Source organism: Pseudomonas gozinkensis (genome assembly GCF_014863585.1).
Classification (GTDB): Bacteria; Pseudomonadota; Gammaproteobacteria; order Pseudomonadales; family Pseudomonadaceae; genus Aquipseudomonas; species Aquipseudomonas gozinkensis.
In genome coordinates this window covers 5280147-5297304 of record NZ_CP062253.1, presented here as the reverse complement: position 1 = coordinate 5297304, position 17158 = coordinate 5280147, and the positions used below count along the sequence as shown (strand labels likewise).

The 17158-nt window shown below is 59.9% G+C and carries 13 protein-coding genes and 1 pseudogene; 4 read left to right on the top strand and 10 right to left on the bottom strand.

Annotated features, from left to right (window positions below):
• Window positions 1–127 precede the first annotated feature (127 nt).
• The 8 genes and pseudogenes from IHQ43_RS23475 to IHQ43_RS23440 all read right to left on the bottom strand — a co-directional run bounded on the left by IHQ43_RS23475 (window position 128) and on the right by IHQ43_RS23440 (window position 11005).
• Window positions 128–1429, bottom strand: a complete 1302-nt coding sequence (locus IHQ43_RS23475) for an IS4 family transposase (protein WP_192564953.1) — start codon at window positions 1427–1429, stop codon at window positions 128–130.
• Window positions 1430–2186: 757 nt separating this feature from the next.
• Window positions 2187–2555, bottom strand: a pseudogene (locus tag IHQ43_RS23470) (DUF6124 family protein); the annotation flags it as partial.
• A gap of 213 nt (window positions 2556–2768) precedes the next feature.
• A complete protein-coding gene (locus IHQ43_RS23465) occupies window positions 2769–3245 on the bottom strand; it encodes a hypothetical protein (RefSeq protein WP_192562291.1) in 477 nt (158 codons plus the stop codon).
• Window positions 3246–3644: 399 nt separating this feature from the next.
• A complete protein-coding gene (gene mvaD, locus IHQ43_RS23460; RefSeq protein ID WP_192562290.1) occupies window positions 3645–4646 on the bottom strand; it encodes a diphosphomevalonate decarboxylase in 1002 nt (333 codons plus the stop codon).
• Window positions 4643–5698, bottom strand: coding sequence for a mevalonate kinase family protein (locus IHQ43_RS23455; protein WP_192562289.1), 1056 nt, complete (start codon window positions 5696–5698; stop codon window positions 4643–4645). Before IHQ43_RS23455 ends, mvaD begins: the two co-directional genes overlap by 4 nt.
• Window positions 5699–5702: 4 nt before the next feature.
• Window positions 5703–6929 carry a hydroxymethylglutaryl-CoA reductase gene (locus IHQ43_RS23450; protein ID WP_192562288.1) on the bottom strand — a complete coding sequence of 409 codons (1227 nt, stop codon included), beginning with the start codon at window positions 6927–6929 and terminating at the stop codon, window positions 5703–5705.
• Window positions 6930–7095: 166 nt separating this feature from the next.
• Window positions 7096–9507, bottom strand: a complete 2412-nt coding sequence (locus IHQ43_RS23445; RefSeq protein WP_192562287.1) for a glucose/quinate/shikimate family membrane-bound PQQ-dependent dehydrogenase — start codon at window positions 9505–9507, stop codon at window positions 7096–7098.
• A 136-nt stretch (window positions 9508–9643) separates the two neighbouring features.
• Window positions 9644–11005: a carbohydrate porin gene (locus IHQ43_RS23440; protein ID WP_192562286.1), complete on the bottom strand. Its 1362-nt coding sequence runs from the start codon at window positions 11003–11005 to the stop codon at window positions 9644–9646.
• A 301-nt stretch (window positions 11006–11306) separates the two neighbouring features.
• Here IHQ43_RS23440 and IHQ43_RS23435 point away from each other — a divergent pair, with 301 nt between their 5' ends.
• Both IHQ43_RS23435 and IHQ43_RS23430 read left to right on the top strand, forming a co-directional pair.
• Window positions 11307–11537 carry a VF530 family protein gene (locus tag IHQ43_RS23435; RefSeq protein WP_007956650.1) on the top strand — a complete coding sequence of 77 codons (231 nt, stop codon included), beginning with the start codon at window positions 11307–11309 and terminating at the stop codon, window positions 11535–11537.
• 1 nt (window position 11538) lies between these two features.
• Window positions 11539–12177 (top strand): Pr6Pr family membrane protein, encoded by a 639-nt coding sequence (locus IHQ43_RS23430; protein ID WP_192562285.1) that lies wholly within the window; start codon window positions 11539–11541, stop codon window positions 12175–12177.
• Window positions 12178–12191: 14 nt separating this feature from the next.
• Here IHQ43_RS23430 and IHQ43_RS23425 read toward each other — a convergent pair whose 3' ends face one another.
• Window positions 12192–12977 (bottom strand): siderophore-interacting protein, encoded by a 786-nt coding sequence (locus IHQ43_RS23425; RefSeq protein ID WP_192562284.1) that lies wholly within the window; start codon window positions 12975–12977, stop codon window positions 12192–12194.
• Entirely contained in the window at window positions 12974–13549 is a 576-nt protein-coding gene (locus tag IHQ43_RS23420; RefSeq protein ID WP_192562283.1) for a PadR family transcriptional regulator, read from the bottom strand. The genes IHQ43_RS23425 and IHQ43_RS23420 overlap by 4 nt, the downstream gene beginning before the upstream one ends.
• A gap of 501 nt (window positions 13550–14050) precedes the next feature.
• Here IHQ43_RS23420 and IHQ43_RS23415 point away from each other — a divergent pair.
• A complete protein-coding gene (locus tag IHQ43_RS23415; RefSeq protein ID WP_192562282.1) occupies window positions 14051–14551 on the top strand; it encodes a CS1 type fimbrial major subunit in 501 nt (166 codons plus the stop codon).
• An 81-nt stretch (window positions 14552–14632) separates the two neighbouring features.
• Window positions 14633–17155: a CS1-pili formation C-terminal domain-containing protein gene (locus tag IHQ43_RS23410; RefSeq protein ID WP_192562281.1), complete on the top strand. Its 2523-nt coding sequence runs from the start codon at window positions 14633–14635 to the stop codon at window positions 17153–17155.
• Window positions 17156–17158: the final 3 nt, after the last annotated feature.

The following is a 17158-nucleotide window of genomic DNA, read 5'->3' as shown; positions in this document are numbered from 1 at the left end:
GGTTTTGACAGGGTTTTTTTGGGGGGGGCTTGGCGGCCTTTGGGCCGACCATGCTCTGGATGTTTGGGGTGAATATCCGTTTCTTCGGGGGCTCCCGCTGGCGGTTTCGCCCTTACGGCCATCCCTTTCAAGGTCTTTTCGTTTTGGCGGCCTTGATTACCCGGTCCGTTGAAACATGCGCATGCACCGCAGCGCCTTGCACCCATGTTTTGGGTTTGGGCACCTTGGGGCCCCGGGGACTTTTGGCAACTTGTTTTGGCTGGATGTTTCTGGCCAGTTCCAACAAGCGCTGGGCCAGTTTTTCCAGAGGTACGACGGGAAAGCATTCCGAGGGCAGCGCAATTTGCAGACCTTCATAGCCACTGCGGACCTGAACCGCCAAGTGATAGGTTGAGGCTTCCCAGCCCTCAGGCTGGGAAGCCTGATGGGCTTGCTCGACGCTTCGCTTGAGTACGGCCAGGACGTTGTAGGCCAAAACCGCAGTAGCAAACCCGAGCAGGGCAGCCTTTGGGCTACCAAGGGTTTCGATTTCACTTTCCAGGATTGCTTCCAGTCGCTGGAACATGCCTTCAATGCTCCAGCGGCGGCGATAGAGTTCCGCGATCTGCTGCGCGCTGACGCTGTCAGGCAGATTGCTCCAGAACATCAAGCTGCTGTCACCCGAGTCCGTTGGCGAGTGAAGCGTCAGTTCGACACGCCGACACTGGTAACCGCCTCTGACCTGAATAATCTGCTCACGCACAGTGCCCGTACTCACAGGCACTGGTTCTTGCCACTGCCCCTCCTGAATCAAGCGTGGATGCTTGGCTTGCTGGCGAATGACAAAGGAGGTTTTGACCTGTTCGCAAGCCTCCATAACCGGGAGCGTGCAATAGAGTCGATCAGCCAGCCACACTTGGCCCGACTCGGCATCGGCCAAGAGAGGCAACACGCAGACACGCTCGCTTGCGTAGGCATCCTCACACGCCTGCAGGTCGATGACCTGATCCAGGTCGGGATCGTAGACAACCACCGAAAAACCGGGCCGAGCGGCGCCTCGCTCGTGGCGTAAAGCCCCGAGTCGTTTCTCAGTGGATGCCAAGTGATTACCGTCCACCACCCGAACCTGCCAACCCGGCAGCATCGCCGTGCAACCCAACTCCCTGATCGTTGGAGCCAGGCGCTGTGCACAGCCCGTGACCAGGGCGCGCAACAGAGCTGGCTCGGTACGACTGATCTTGTCGTAGAGGGCCGCCAGGCTGACAGGAAGATCTTCCAGTTGCCGCGCCGCAGCGTGCAGGGATGGCTTCAAGCCCAATGAAACAAGGGACATCAGCTTGATGATGGTCGAGAACAGTAGCTCACGAGAATACTGCCGTTGCCGATGCTCTTCGAAGACCTGATCGACCCACTCAGGGGCAATAGCTTGCTCCAGCGCCAATTTGGCCATAACGCTGGCAGGTGCTTTTTTCTCGAAACGCGCTAAAACATCGGCCCACATCGTTCGGGTATCCCTGATAGAAACTTCAGGGGATTTTACCTAAGACCTTGAAAGGGATGGCCCTTACGGCGACTCACTTTTTTGACAAACCGGTGCGTGTCAAGGCACCTGTCGCCTTGTTCCAATCGTTGTTAGCCAGTTGAACCGTTAAAATCAGGGCGCTCGGGGTTCCTTCGCTCCGGGATTCATCCGGGGGCATCGCCTCCGGTTTGCTTCGCTGCACCTCCTCTCGATGTGTTCGACTGCGTCGAACGGCGCTGCGCGCCTACCCCCCGGATGAACCCCTCCACTCAGCCTGCCGACGGGACCTGTGGATCAAGATCAAGAGCCTTGTCGAGCTAACGCTCATCCTGCTTTTGGGGGAGCCATGCGCGGGTTGGTCGACCGGGGAATGGAACCTGGCAGGGCATAGACCCTCCCGCGCATGGCTGGAACTTGATCGTTCCCACGCAGAGTGGACTGCACCCCATCGGTTGTGTCCAACCTTTGGGGTGCAGTCCACTCTGCGTGGGAATGCAGCCCGGGACGCTCTGCGTCCCAATCGATCTGCCAGCGAATGCGGTTTGTGGCTGGCAGTCGATTTCGTCAGGGTGGCTTTGATCGTTCCCACGCTCTGCGTGGGAATGCAGCCCGGGACGCTCTGCGTCCCAGTCGATCTGCCAGCGAATGCGGTTTGTGGCTGGCAGGTCGATTTTGTCAGGGCGGCTTAGCTGTGTGTTGGGTAACGTTGTACTTCGACGTTATCCAGTACTCGATTCACCGCCAGTTCCGCCAGCATGATCACCTGCTGAATCCCCAGGATCCGGTGCCGCTGCGGCGTATCGACAAAAGCCGCTACATCACTGGCCATGACGCTGGCTGTCGCCAAGGACTCACAGGCATGGGCCAACAGGGTTTCATCGTCCATGTCCGGCGAAATCTGGAACATCTGGCTCGGTCGGCGGCCAAGGTATTTTTCTGAAATGGGATTGAAGTGGTGGTCGAGGGCGCGCTTGGCAGCCTCGTGGAGTTTCTTTGAGTCGGTGGACTCGAACGGCGAGGTATCGTCGGTTTGGGGCGGGTTTGGTGTTGCTTTTTCAGGGTGTAACTCCGAATGAGAAGTGGAGCTACCTGCTCGATTACCGCGACGCGATAGAGGGAGGTATCTGTGCGCGGGGAGCCGTCGCCCAAATGATGGGAGTGATCTTTCTCACGTGACAGTCTGACTCATAGCAAGTCGGATCACTCTCTCATCGGGGTTGGCATAGATATGAAATGGCAAGCATTCCCTCTTTGCCGCATCGTTCGTTTAAAGAATGATGTCGTCACGTCCTTTGATCGATAGCCTGCCTTGTGTAACTTCCAGTTGACCTCCGGTTGCGTCGGTGGATTTGAAGGAAAAGGTGGCTTCATACATTTCGTTTGTGTCATCAAAGTCCACGGTAATTGTGCCGGTATCGGCACTGAACGTTTCGATTCGCAACTTTGAGGACTCTATGCGCATTGTCCAGTAGCTCGCGAATACTTTTTTGTCTTCGAATCTGTACGTACCGCTTTTGATATCGGCATCGAAAACCATCTCAAAGCCGCGTTGCATGACTACTACGCCTTGGTTGACGTTTTGAAGAGTACTGAGCGCCAGATGTAACTTGTCGTCAATTGCAGAGTAATCATTGGCGAAGCCCAGCCCTTCCGATGTAAAAGGCGTTTCACCTGAAACATCTGCGGTCAGGGTTCCCTTACAAGGATTGTTTTTCGTGAGAGGTCGTAAATATTGGGTAAACATTGTCAGCTCCTTTCTTTGAAGACTTTCCTGGACCAGATTTGGTCTGGCAGCGCCGTGATTTTGGAAAGGTCTTCTGCTGTCGTCTACTGTCAGGAATGACAGTAGACGACAGTAAGGATGAAGCTTCATATTGAGTGTTTTTCAACCTTCTCCACGGTGCAGCGTAGTTTGCGTAACCTCCATACGATCCAGTAATCGATTCCTTGAGAAGAAAGGATCTTCGTACCGGCCTTATCCGCGAGGGGGCGCCTTGGCGTCTGCTGGTTGTGGATGTTAGTTGCTTTGATCGTTCCCACGCTGCAGCGACCCCCAAAGCCTATCCACCCCGTTTCTAGGGACAACCGACGCGACTTGTCGGAATCGTCCCCCCAGATAAACCTCGTATGTAGGACGCAAGAATCAAAACAGATGCTGCTCCAGCCGCCGGGGGCCGTCGCCTGTTTTATCGAGTATCCAGCGCTGGATGTCAGGCAGTTTGCGCAGCGCAGCAAACACCCTGGGGGAATGTTGCGGCGTGCACAGCACGTGCACGTTGGGCCCGGCGTCGAGGGTGGCGCAGACGTCCAGGCCTTCGCGACGCAGTTGACGGACCTGTTCCAGCAAGGCCAGTGTCGCCGGTCGCCAGTAGAAGATCGGTGGCTGTGAAGTCATGGCAATCATGTGCAATTCGATGGCTTCGCGTTCCACCGCGTCGGCCAGTCGGGTGAAGTCACGTTCGAGAATGGCGTGGCGTACTTGTTCCAGACGCTCAGGCAGCAGCTTCAGGCGGGTCGGATAAAACTCGCTGCTGGTGGCGAGCAGATGACCCTGGCGGGAGCTGACGGTTTTGTGTCGGGCATCGACTACGGCGATCAGGTCGTGAAGCGGCCAGTGGCGCGCCGGGGCGATTTGCAGGGCCGGCCCCGAAAGCAGTTGCGCATTACCGGGCCACTGCACAAAACCACCGGATACCGAACGTGCCGCCGAGCCGGAGCCGGACAGGCGCGCCAGATCGCTGAGGACGGGATCTGTCGGCGAACATCCGCGATACACGGCAAATGCCGCCGCCAAGGCGCTGAAGCCCGCCGCCGACGAGGCGATTCCGGCGCCGGTCGGGAAACTATTGGTGGTGGCGATGCGTAGCGGTTGCCAGTGATCGAAGTGTTCGCGCAATGCTTGCAGGTGATGTTCGATCCCGGCTCGCAGGGTGAGGTCGGCCGGCACCAGCGCGCCGCGCGAGGTTTTCCACAGAATTTCATCGGCTGTGCCATCGGCCAGTGGTGTCAGTGTGCAGAGGCTGACGCAGCGACTGAGGGTCATTGAAAGCGAGGCGTTGTTGGGCAATGTGCTCAGCGCATCGCGCATGCCCCAGTACTTGATCAGCGCGATGTTGGCGGGGGAGGAGACGCTGGTGCGGTTCATGGGCGGGTGATCTCGAGACCTGCCACCGCGAGAGGTGCTTCGATTCGCCGATACCGCGAAAGCTCTGGTACATCTTCTGCGCCCATCACCAGCAGCGCGCCGGCCTGATCCCCGGACAGTGTTCCGGCGCCGCAGATCTTCGCTGCACCGCCTGCTTTTTCTACCGCGCGAATCACTTGTGCAACAGCGGCGGGGACGACACCCAGGGATTCCAGATCAGCCTGGTAGTCGCGTATTACCGCACGAAGTGTTTCCGGCATTGGACGCGATTGTTGGAGCAGCGAACAGAAACGCTCGGTATTGCGTTGCATGCTGGCCAGCAATGCATTGTGGGCGCCTTCGAGCCGGAATCGGGTAGCGGCAATGACCTGGCCGGTGTTCTCGCGGGCGGTTCCGGTGTTGAAGAGACGCACGTTGGCGAGCGGCAGGATCAGAGGGCTGTCGGGTAGCGTGCGCAGATTGAACTGGCCCTTCGCGTCACGCCGGCCTACGACAACCGAGCCCAGCAGGCTGGTGTTGTGGTCGATGCCCGAGGGTTCACCGTGCTGAAAGCGTTCTACCGACAGGGCCAATTGTTCGAGCGGGCAATCGGTATCTGTCAGCCGGAACAACTGCGACAGTGCCGCCATCAGCGTGACCGCCAGTGCGCCGGAGCTGCCGAAACCGGCACCGGTCGGAATCTGCGATTGCACCCGCAGGATAAAGCCCTGCCAGTCTGGCGGCGCGATTCGGAGCAGGATTTCACCGATGGCGCATTTGATCAGGTGGTCGGGGGCACTGGCGTGGAGTTGCGCATAACTCCAGGCGCTGGGGACGCGCCGATAATGCTCCCAGGCCAGACGAACATGGCTGACATAGTCCGCCAGCTGTTCGGGGGCATAGCTGTGCTGGTACGAAAGGTCGGGCAGTTGCACAACGATCTGCCGATGCTCTTGCGCAGATATCCACACATTGCAGTAAAGCCCCACGGCACAGGCGATTGCCGGACATCCATGCAGCGCGGCATGTTCACCTATCAGGATGATTTTGCCGGGGGCTCTTGCATGGATCATGGGGTCAGCGCCCCAGCCGCTGATGGGCTGAAACCAGTTGGTGCGAGGCCTGGGCAGCCATGATCGACAGTTCACCGGCGAGTACCAGGGCGCCGAGTATTTCAGCCAGCCGCCGGGTGTCGATACCGGGCTTTTTGCTGCCCGGGACGATGCCCATCAAGGCCAGGGCTTCGCGCTGGGTGCACAGTCCGGTGCCGCCGCCGACCGTTCCCAGCGGTACGTCGGGCATCATGATCGACGCGTAAACGGCGTCATGATCACAGGCTTCGATACAGGTGATGCCCGTGGCACTTTCAGCCACTTGAGCGACATCCTGGCCGGTGGCGATGAAGAATGCAGCGAGCAGGTTGGCATGATGAGCATTGCCACCGAAGGTTCCGGCCATGACTGAACCCAGCAGGTTTTTCCGGTACTGCAGCTCGCAAAGTGCCTTGGCGTCGGTTTTCAGAATGTCGCGCAGTATGTCTTTGCTCAGACGTACTTCGGCGTGGATCCGATAGCCGCGCCCGTTGAGGAAGTTGACCATCGCAGGCTTTTTATCGGTGCAGTAATTGCCCGAAATGCTGATGCAGGGGACGCCTGTCTCGGGGCTTATCAATTGGCGGATGACCCGGTCGCAGGCAATGGTTGCCATGTTCATGCCCATGGCATCGGCGGTGTGGAAACGAAAGCGCAGATAGATCGAAGTGCCGACGACGGCGGGCACGATGTCCTGCAACTGCAGGTGGTGACTGTCCTGTTCGCAGAGTTGCCGGATCTGCGCAAAGTGCTCGCGGATCCATCCCAGAAAGGTCTGGGTCTGCAGGATGCCACTGGAGCGAAACACCGGCGCACGGGTAATGCCCACCTCGTCGACCCGAACCACTGCGCCGCCAGCGGCGTGCAATGCCCGGCAGCCACGGGAGGTACTGGCAACCAGTGCACCTTCGGTGGTGGCCATGGGAACGTAGACCGGTTCCTGGGCAGTGATGACCAGGCCTTTGACGAGCAAAGGGCCGGCGACGCCCAGTGGAATCTGGATGGAACCGATCCGGTTCTCGCAATGGGCCGGCTGCGGTTCGCGGGTGTAATCGCCAATACTGCGCAGCGAAGCTCCACTGATGTATTGCAGGGCTTCACGGCGAATCAGGGCGGCTTCGTTGTGATCAAGATCGGCGGGCAACTGGTGAAAGCGTGTCTGCCCTTTGATCAGCGCTTCGATCCAGTGGTTGCCATAGCGCGTATCTGACATGGAAGGCTCCGTGATTCAACCGCTGCATGAGGTTGATGATCGGAGTAAACGGGCAGGACAGCGCCTGTCAAAGTTGACAGTCTTTTATATCGATTGGCGATTGTCGCCCACAAAAAAGGCGACACCCCTCACAGGGCATCGCCTTTCCTTTTACCGCCGTTAAAACTTATTCCGGCAGTTTGTAAGCAATCACATAGTCACCCATCTTGGTGCCCAGCGAGCCGTGACCACCCACCACGAGCAGGACGTATTGCTTGCCGTCCTTGCCGGTGTAGGTCATCGGGGTCGCTTGGCCGCCGGCAGGCAGACGCGATTTCCACAGTTCCTTGCCGGTGTTCACGTCGTAGGCGCGCAGGTACTGGTCGAGGGTGCCGCTGAGGAAGCCGACGCCGCCGGCGGTGACGATCGAGCCGCCCATGCTTGGCACGCCCAGGGTGAAGCCGATCGGGATCGGCGAGCTGTCGCGGCTGGTGCCGTTTTTGCGTTTCCAGACGACTTTGCCGGTGGTCAGGTCGATACCGGCGACGTAGCCCCAGGCCGGTGCCTGGCACGGTACGCCCAGTGGCGACATGAACGGGTGCATGATCACCGCGTATGGCGCGCCGGTGTTCGGTTGCACGCCAGCGGTTTCGCTCTCGCGTTTGCTGCCGGCCGCGACTTTCTCGCGAGGCACCATTTTCGAGACGAAGGCCATGTAGTTCGGGCTGGTGAACAGCATCTGGCGAACCGGGTCGACCGACACGCCGCCCCAGTTGAACACGCCGACGTTACCCGGGTAGATCAGGCTGCCCTGTTCCGACGGAGGCGTGTATTGGCCTTCGTAGCGCAGTTCCTTGAACTGGATGCGGCACAGCATCTGGTCGAACGGGCTGGCGCCCCACATGGCTTTTTCGGTCAGTTCCGGGGCCAGCAGGTTCAGGTCCGAACGGGCCTGGGTCGGAGCGGTGTGGTCGCCTTTCACGGCGCCTTGCGGAACCGGGATTTCCTTGATCGGGATGATCGGCGTGCCGTCACGACGGTCGAGGACGTACAGGCTGCCCTGTTTGGTCGGGGCGATCAGCGCTGGCTTGATGCCGTCGGCGGTTTTCATGTCCAGCAGGGTTGGCTGGCTGCCGACGTCCATGTCCCACAAGTCGTGGTGGGTGAACTGGTAGTTCCAGCGCACTTTACCGGTGCCCAGGTCCAGGGCTACTACGCCGGCGCTGAATTTCTCGGCGCCCGGGGTGCGGTCGGCGCCCCATTGGTCTGGAGTCTGGTTGCCCAGTGGCAGGTAAACCATGCCGAGTTTTTCATCGACGCTGGCCAGCGACCACATGTTCGCCGAGTTACGGCTGTAGGTTTCGCCCGGTGCCAGAGGCTCGGTGGCGTCTGGCTTGTCGCTGTCCCAGTTCCATACGAGGTGGCCGTCGCGCACGTCGAAGGCGCGGATTACGCCGGACGGCTCGTTGGTCGATTCGTTGTCGGTGACGTGACCGCCCATGATCACCAGATCACGGGTGATGGCGGCAGGCGAAGTGGAGTAGTAACCACCGGCGGTGAACGGGCCGATGCCCTGGGTCAGGTCAACCACACCGTTGTTGCCGAAGCCTTCACAGATCTTGCCGGTGTCGGCGTTCAGTGCGATCAGGCGAGCGTCGGCGGTCGGCAGGTACAGGCGACGCGGGCAGGCCTGGGCGACGGCTTTGCCGGCTTCGGAGATGACGGCGGACGCCGCGTTTTCAGACTTGGCGTAAGCGGCTTCGTCGTAGTACGACACGCCACGGCAGGTCATGTGGGCGAAGCCCTTGAAGCCGACCGGGCTCTTGATCTGCGGGTCGAAGCGCCACAGTTCCTTGCCGGTGTCCGGGTCCAGCGCCAGCACTTTGCTGTGGGCGGTGCAGGCGTAGAGCATGCCGTTGGCTTTCAGCGGGGTGTTTTCGTTGGTCAGCTCGACCGGGTCATCGGCAGTCGGCAGGTCGCCGGTCTGGATGCGCCAGGCTTCTTGCAGCTTGCCGACGTTGGCCGGGGTGATCTGCTTCAGTGGCGAGTAGCGGTCACCGAATTCGGTGCGGCCATAGGCCTGCCAGTCGCCGTCCGGCATTTGCGGCGCGGTGCTGGTGGTGTCGGCGGTGTCGCGACCCAGTTCGCCAAAGGTTTCGCCCGGGTGGGTGAACAGGCTGGCCAGGGCGGTGACGCCGGCCAGAATCACGGCCACGGTCAGGCCGCCGGTGCCCATCGGCGCAGGGCCGTTGATCAGCAACGGACGACGGAACCACGGCAGCAGCATCACGAAGCCGAGGACAAACCACAGCGCCAGACGCGGCACCAGTTGCCACCAGTCCAGGCCGACTTCCCACAGCGCCCAGACCGTGCTGGCGAACAGCACGATGGCGTACAGGCCCAATGCTGCCCGACGGCGCATCAGCATCAGAATGCCAGTCAGCGTGATGCCGATACCGGCCAGCAGGTAATACAGCGAGCCGCCGAGCGTACTCAGCTTGATTCCCCCGGCCAGCATGGCCAGGCCCATCAGCAGAAGCAGAATGCCGAGCAGGTTCGGCAGAAGACGGCTTCGACTCGAAGCACCTTCAGTGCTCATAGTGTGGTTCTCCGTGACGTTTCAAGTAGTCCCGCGCTGTAGTCACTGTAGATGACGATCAGGCGCGGGCATGGTTCAGATAAAAACTTGTCTTGCTATCGAATTTCATCTGCAGGCCTGAGCGGCCTGCATTGGGTCAGAACGACGACTGGATCTTGATCCCGCCAATCAGCGCGTCATCGACCTTGTCCACACCGCCCGGATGGCGGATGTATTGCAGGTTCGGGCGCACGGTCAGCCAGTTGGTGACGTGCACGCCGTAATAGAGTTCGGCGCTGTATTCGGTGTCCTGCGGTGGCAGGAAGGACGGATCGTCATAGTCGTAGACGGCGCGGGCCTGGTTGGTCGCCTCGGCGTTCTTGCGGTAGGCCGGGTTGACGTGGACGCGGGCGATGGCTGCACCGATGTCGTCCTTGGCGCGGGCGTCGAACAGGCCTTTGTAGACCACGCCGGCCTGGACGTAGTTGTCGATGGCGTTGGTCTTCTTGTCGTGCATCGTGCCGTTGGCGAACACGCTCAGACCACGGGAGTTGTCGCTGGCGACGCTGGTGATCTGCTGCTGCACGCCGAGCCACACGCCGTGTTTGCTCGAAGCGCTGCGATAGGCTTCGCCGCTCAAGGCAGCCGGCTGGCCGTTGCTGTCTTTATACGCATCGGTGGCCTTGGCGTTGCTGTAGTAGTAACCGGCGCGGTATTCACCCGGCAGGCCGTTGAGCTTGGGCTTCCACACCAGCTCGATCGGCAGGATCGCGCCCTGGGTGCCGCTGCCGCTGAGCTTGAAGCCGTTGCCGCGATCGAGGTTCGACGGGTTCTGCTCATAGGCGCCGACCTGCGCGTACAGCTCCGGCGTCAGGTGATATTTGACGCGCAGCGCCCATTGGCTGACCGGCCAGTTGTACCAGATGCCGCCGACCCAGTTGCCGACCTGCGAGCCGCAGAACGCCAGGTTCTGGAAGTCGCACGGGAAGGTGTTGAAGTCTTCGCCTTCGCCAAAGCGGCCGACCTTGATGTCGAGCTTCTGGTCGAAGAATTTCTGCTGGTACCACATCTGCGTGAGGCGGGTGGTCTGGCCACGGCCCCAGACTTCCTGGGCCGAGGTGAAACCACCGACGCGCGGGTCGTTGATGCGGTCGTTGCTGATGTTGTTGCCGCTGCGCTTGGTCACGGTCAGCTGGAATTCAGCGTCGTTCCAGCCCAGCAGTTTTTGCAGGTCCAGATGGGTGCCGAGGCCCCATTGGTCGCTGTAGCGCGCGGTGCGGTCGTGGTCGTAGCCGCCGTGCAGGTTGCTGCCCATTTCGCCGGTGTAGTCGAGCTTGAAGTCGATACCTTTTGCCGCGAGTTCGCTGCGGGTGCCGTTCCAGTCACCGAGCATCCACGGTGATTCACTGTCGAAGGCCGGAGCGGCCTGGGTGCAGGTGGCGAGGCCAAGGGCGGTGCAGCCGCCGATCAGGCGCAGGGTTGAGATAGCGCTGTCTCGGGAGAACGGAAAATCGGGCATGAATAGGGTCTTTCTTGATCTTTTTGGGGGATAAGCTGGCCGCTACGATTTGACGCAGGCAGTGAAGCGATTCAGCAGAAGGGCGGCAGGATAATGTCCTGTTACAAAAACACAAAGTGCTTTTGCAGACATGAACCCTTTCGGATTCGGTAACAGTGCGGCAATACAGCGCATTGCGGGCATTGGCGCAGACCTGCGATCTTCTCCGGTTGGCCTACATTTAACCCAAGGCCTTCCACCCGCCCATGCCCTCGGCTAAGGTGCGCGGCTTCTGCATTTTCACTTCGCCCAAAGGCCCGGCATGAACGACCACAACCCCGATCCGCTGCACGGCGTGACCCTCGAACAGATCCTCAATGCACTGGTGACCCACTACGAATGGTCGGGCCTGGCCGAGCGCATCGACATCCGTTGCTTCAAGAGCGATCCGACCATCAAGTCGAGCCTGACCTTTTTGCGCAAGACGCCATGGGCACGGGAAAAGGTCGAGCGTCTGTACGTGAAGCTGATGCGCACCAAGCGTCCGCTCTGAGATGAACGCCGTATCGCGGCGACGTCTGATCACTTCGGCCGCGGTGTTGGGCTGGGCCGGGCTGGGGATTCAGCTGTACCTGATTTTCTTCGCACGTCTGAGCGTCGGCGCCAGTTTGCTGGGCGGGCTGGTGAGTTTCTTCAGTTATTTCACCGTGATCACCAACACATTGGTGGCGGTGGTGCTGACCTGCGCGGTGACCTATCGCGAATCCGCTGCACGGCGCTGGTTTCTGCAACCGTGGGTCAGCAGTGGAATTGCCGTCAGCATTGCCGTGGTAGGCCTGGCCTACAGCATTCTTCTGCGACATCTGTGGCATCCGCAGGGCTGGCAGTTTATCGCTGACGAATTACTTCACGACGTGATGCCGCTGCTGTTTCTGGCTTATTGGTGGCTTTGCGTGCCGAAGGGCTCATTGCGTCTGAAGCATCTGCCGTTGTGGTTGATCTATCCGCTGGTGTACTTCGCCTATGCGCTGTTGCGCGGGCATCTGCTGGGGGCTTACGCGTATCCGTTCATTGACGTGGCACTGCTGGGTTATCCACAGGTGTTCGTCAATGCCGGGGGGATTCTGGTTGGGTTCGTGCTGATTGCGTTGCTGGTGATCGGGATTGATCGCTGGCAAGGGCGGCGCACTTAGCGCCGCCACTCGTTTCACTCTTCCTCTGTGCCCTCGGCACGCCAGTAACCGACGGCTTTGACGAACTGCTCGTCGAGCCCGTGCTCATCGAGCAGTACCCGGCGGATCTGCCGCGAGACTTTCGTTTCCGTCGCCACCCACGCATACAGATTGCCCTTGGGCACCTGCAATTGTTTGATGGTGGCCAGCAAATTGTCTTTGCCGCCTTCGCGCAAAACCCAGATCACGTTGACCTGCGCCGCACTTTCCAGGGCTTGCTGCTCCTTGCCGTTTTCCACTTCGATCACCACCAGCGCCTTGCGATTGGCCGCCAGGCCTTCGAGGCGGCGGGCGATGGCGGGCAGGGCGGTTTCGTCGCCGATCAGCAGGTAGCTGTCGAAGATGTCCGGCACGATCATCGAACCGCGCGGGCCACCGATGTGCAGGAACTGCCCGGGCTTGGCCTGTTCGGCCCAGGTCGAGGCAGGGCCGTCGCCGTGCAGGACAAAATCGATGTCCAGTTCAAGCTTGTCGAGGTCGTAACGGCGCGGGGTGTAGTCGCGCATTTCGGGCATCGGCACGTCGCTCTTGCCGGCGCCGAGCACCAGGGTTTCCAGCGCGGCGGCCTGTTCGGCGTTCTGCGGGAACAGCAGTTTGACGTGGTCGTCGGTGCCGAGGCTGATGAATCCTGCCAGTTCCGGCCCGCCAAGGGTGATGCGGCGCATGCGCGGGGTCAGGTCGACTACCCGCAGTACTTCCAGGCGGCGACGTTTGATTTCGTGCATCACGCGGTGGATGCCTTGGGTCTGTACTTCAGTCATTCGGCTTTCTCCGGGGCAGATTGAACGGCGGGGCCGTCGACGATGGCTTTGGCGGTGTCATTGAGCAGGTCGCGCACCCGCAGGATTTCTTCCGGGTTCCAGCGCCCGTGGTGCATCTGCAGGGCATGACGCAGGTTGTGCACCGCTTCATGAATTTCCGGCGGCCGGTCATGGCCGCGCAGTGAGCGCTTGCTGACGTCGATACGCGTGCGTACGCCGTCCAGCGCTACCGCCTGTTCGCTGAGGGATTGACGGCCGGCATCGGTCACCGCGTAGCGCTTTTTGCCGCCCTCGGCATCGCCGCTGATCATTTCGCTTTCTTCGAGGAACGTCAGGGTCGGGTAGATCACGCCCGGGCTCGGGCTATAGGCGCCGTCGAACATGGTTTCGATCTGACGAATCAGGTCGTAGCCGTGGCAGGGCTGTTCGGCGATCAGCGCCAGCAGCAACAGTTTCAGATCGCCGGGGGCGAATACGCGCGGGCCGCGACCGCCGCGTTCGCGACCGTGGCGCTTTTCGAAGCCGTCACGGCTGTCACCGTGATCGCGGTGGGGGGAATGATGGTCTCTCATTTCAGTCTTCTCTCGTCGTGTTTAGATACAACTTAAGATATATCTTTAAGACCCGGCAAGCGTTTTTTTCCTGAGCGCGCCTGTGCCCTGACGAGTGGTCGAAAGGCTTGAGGGCCTGTTTCGCAGCGCCCCGTAGCGCGTACGTCTCTTTTGCAGTAATGACTGTAAAGTTAAAGTCGTAACTCTAGGAGTGATTGAGCATATACTCTAAAAAGTGCCATTGTTGCCGGGTTTGTTAGTTGTAAGCGCTGTATGGTTTTTTATCTGAAAGTGTATGTAGGGTCTAACTTACAGGTATTGTTGTGGATAATTGAAATTTGGCGTTTTTTCTTTCTGGTCGTGAGCACGTTTAACTACACGTCCGTGGGAAGTTGCCTGCTTACTTTCCATTGATAACCGTCGATCATGCCCCGGCGTTGAAAGTTCAAACCGGCACGAACCGTCCGGGCAAGTGTTGTTTTGAACTTTCAATTCTCCATCCTTTAAAAAGACAGGGTATGAATGATGTTCAAGAAAATCGCAATGGCTGCTCCACTGGCTGTACTGGCACTGGGTTCTTCCATGGCGTTTGCCGCCGGCGAAGCGCGTCACTCCATCAGCCTGGTGGCCCATGTGCCGACCAACGGTTTCTACGTAGTGCCGGTCGACCCTGACCTGGTCAGCAAGGACCAGGACATGAGCTTCAGCCCGATCACCGGCACCATGAAACCGGTCAACGGCTTCTTCGATGTGCGCAACAACAATGGTTCGGTGCACGGTTCTCTGGAAGGCGTACCGAAACTGATCGGCGGTTCGAGCATTATCGATCTGGAAGTCAAATTCAATAATGTGGTACTCACCCAAACTCCGCAAATGGTAGTGGGTGAAGCCGAGTCCGATGTGAACTATCGCGCACCGATCAGCATTACAGCCAAAGGTACCAACTTTACGCCGGGCGACTATACCGGTGCGGTGACCATGATGTTTGATGCTGTTACTCCGGTGGCCAGTATCAAGCTCTGACTTCTGAAAGTAACGAAAGCCGACTGACAGAACTTTCTGTCAGTCGGACTTCTTGTATGTTTGTAATCAGAGTAACTGTTCATGTTCCCGATGACGCCCATCGCGGCTGCGCTTGCGTTGCTGTTTTGTGCCGCCGCCGTGGCGGCACCTGCGGCTTCCGGTACGACACCGCGAAGCCTGTTGGCTCAGGCCAAAGGTTTGCCGACGGATTTTGAAGAGCACTTTTTTGATGTTCCATTGGCGGTGCGGGTGGAGCTCGACCAGCAACCGCTGGGCGAGGCCATGGTGGTCTTGTCCCGTGACGACCGGCTCACACTGCTGGAATTCACCGACACCCATGACAGTCGCTTCAGTGCCGCCGAACGCGACGTCTGGGCAAGCTATCTCAAACCCGGTGTTGCCCTCGGCGCCTGTACCGGGCAATGCCCCGAACAGATGCTGGCGGTGCACTACAACCTGGAAAGCTCGCTGGTCTCGATCGTCACCGAAAACGCCGAGCGCGACACCGAGTCCAAGCGCTTTCATGACCAGCCCGAAGGCGGCAGCAGCGGTCTCATCGTCCGTAACCAGCTCAATCTCAATGGTGGCCAGGAACAGGACCTGGGCGGGCGTTTCGGCCTGGAGGCCAACGGCAGCCTGGGGAACTGGAGCCAGACATTCAACATGCAACTGGCCCGTCTTGGCGGGCCGGATGATCAGCTGTACCACGCCGTGCATGAACTGCACACGCAACGGGAGTTGCAGGGCAGCTTCGTGCGCCTGGGCTACTTCACGCCGGCGTCCGAGGGCCTGACCCGTCAGCCCCGCACCTTCGGAACCAGCCCGGATACCACCGTGGGGGTGATGTATGGCAGTTCCGACAGTCTGGCGATCAACTCGCCCAAGCCCAGCGTCTATCCGATCTATGTCACGGCCAACCGCCAGGCATCGGTGGAGGTTTACCGCGACGGACTGTTGATCAATACACAATCGGTGCCGGCGGGACTGCAAACCCTCGATACCCGGCCATTGCCCGGCGGTATCTATGAAGTCGAGGTGCGCCTGATCGAGGATGGCCAGACCACGTCGACTACCCAGGAACTGGTGTACAAGCCGAACAACTGGCGCAACCTCGACGAGCGCTGGCGCTACAACCTGTTCGCGGGGCAGGAAGCCAAGCTGTTCAGCAACTGGGACCGCCAGGCCAGCGGCGATCCCACGGCGGGCGCATCAATCAATTACCTGTGGCACCCACGGGTGATTCTGGGCCTCTCGGCGCGGCAGATCCGCGAAAAACTGCAATACGGCAGCTCCATCGACTGGACGCTGGCCAACAGCGTCAGTCTGTACGCCAACGTTTATCAGACCGAAGACCACGGCACCGGCCTGGATCTGCAAGGGCTTTACAACTACGGCTCCGGCAGTCTGGTGATCAGTCATAACCGCAGTTGGCTGGACACCACGGACATCTACGACACGCTGCCCGATGGCACCCGGGTTCGACAGCGCAATGTGTTCGTCGGACAAACCAGCAATTCGTCGCTGGCGCTCAATCACCGGCTCAGCAGTAAAAGCTCGATCAATGCCCGTGTCTCCCACAGTGAAGGCAACACCGAAGGTATCGGTGTGGATCTGGGCTGGAACCAGCGCACCGTGTTGTTCGGCAGCGATGCCAACTGGCGGCTTTCCCTGTTCGACCGGCCTGGCAGTTTCAGCAGCGGCGATGCGCGTAATCGCGGGGTTGATCTGAGCGTCAATCTGGCGCTCGGCGGTCCGGGTCAGCAGATCACCGGCAGCATCGGTTCACGCACGGCGCGCGAAGGCGGACGCGACAACAATGCCTCCCTCGGCTGGCGCATGAATCTGCAGGATCATGTGCTGCAAAACGTCTCGGTGACCGCGCTGGCCGACACCTATGGCGTCGGGATGTCCAGCCTGGCGAGCTTTCGCACCGATTCGCTCAATGGCGACGGCTTCGTCCAGCGTTCGTCCTACAACGGCAACTTCACCGGTGGCCTGAACCTGGACAGCACGCTGGTGATGGGGGGCGAGCGCATGGTGCTGACCAGTCAGAACGAGATGCGCGGCGCCGGAATGATTGTCGACGTCGAGTCCGACATCGATGACATCGCCCTGCGCGCCGACGATTACAGCGGCGGGAGTGCGCCGTTGCGACCGGGCCGCAACTTCATTCCGATCACGGCCTATCAGAACAGCTCGGTGAGCTTCGATTTCGAGGGCAATACCGTTCCGGCCGCCACCATCGAGCCGGCACGCACCCGTTATCACATGAACAAGGGCGGCGTGGAGTACCGCAAGGTGCGCGTGATGAAAACCATGACCGTGCTCGGACGGCTGGTCGACGCTCAGGGCCGACCGCTCAAGGGTCACCACGTGATCAACCACGCCAGTCGCGGGGTGACGGAGGTCGATGGTTTCTTCTCGATGGAGATGAACGCCGGTTCGCCAACACTGGAGGTGCGTCAGGGACAACAGCTGTTGTGTCAGTTCCGCCTCGATGCCGATCGGCACCGCAGTGAGAACAACGTGTTGATGATCGGTGATCTGCGCTGCACTCCCGATACGTTGGCCGACGTCAACGTAACCGATCAGAAGGCGGGTTGAGCC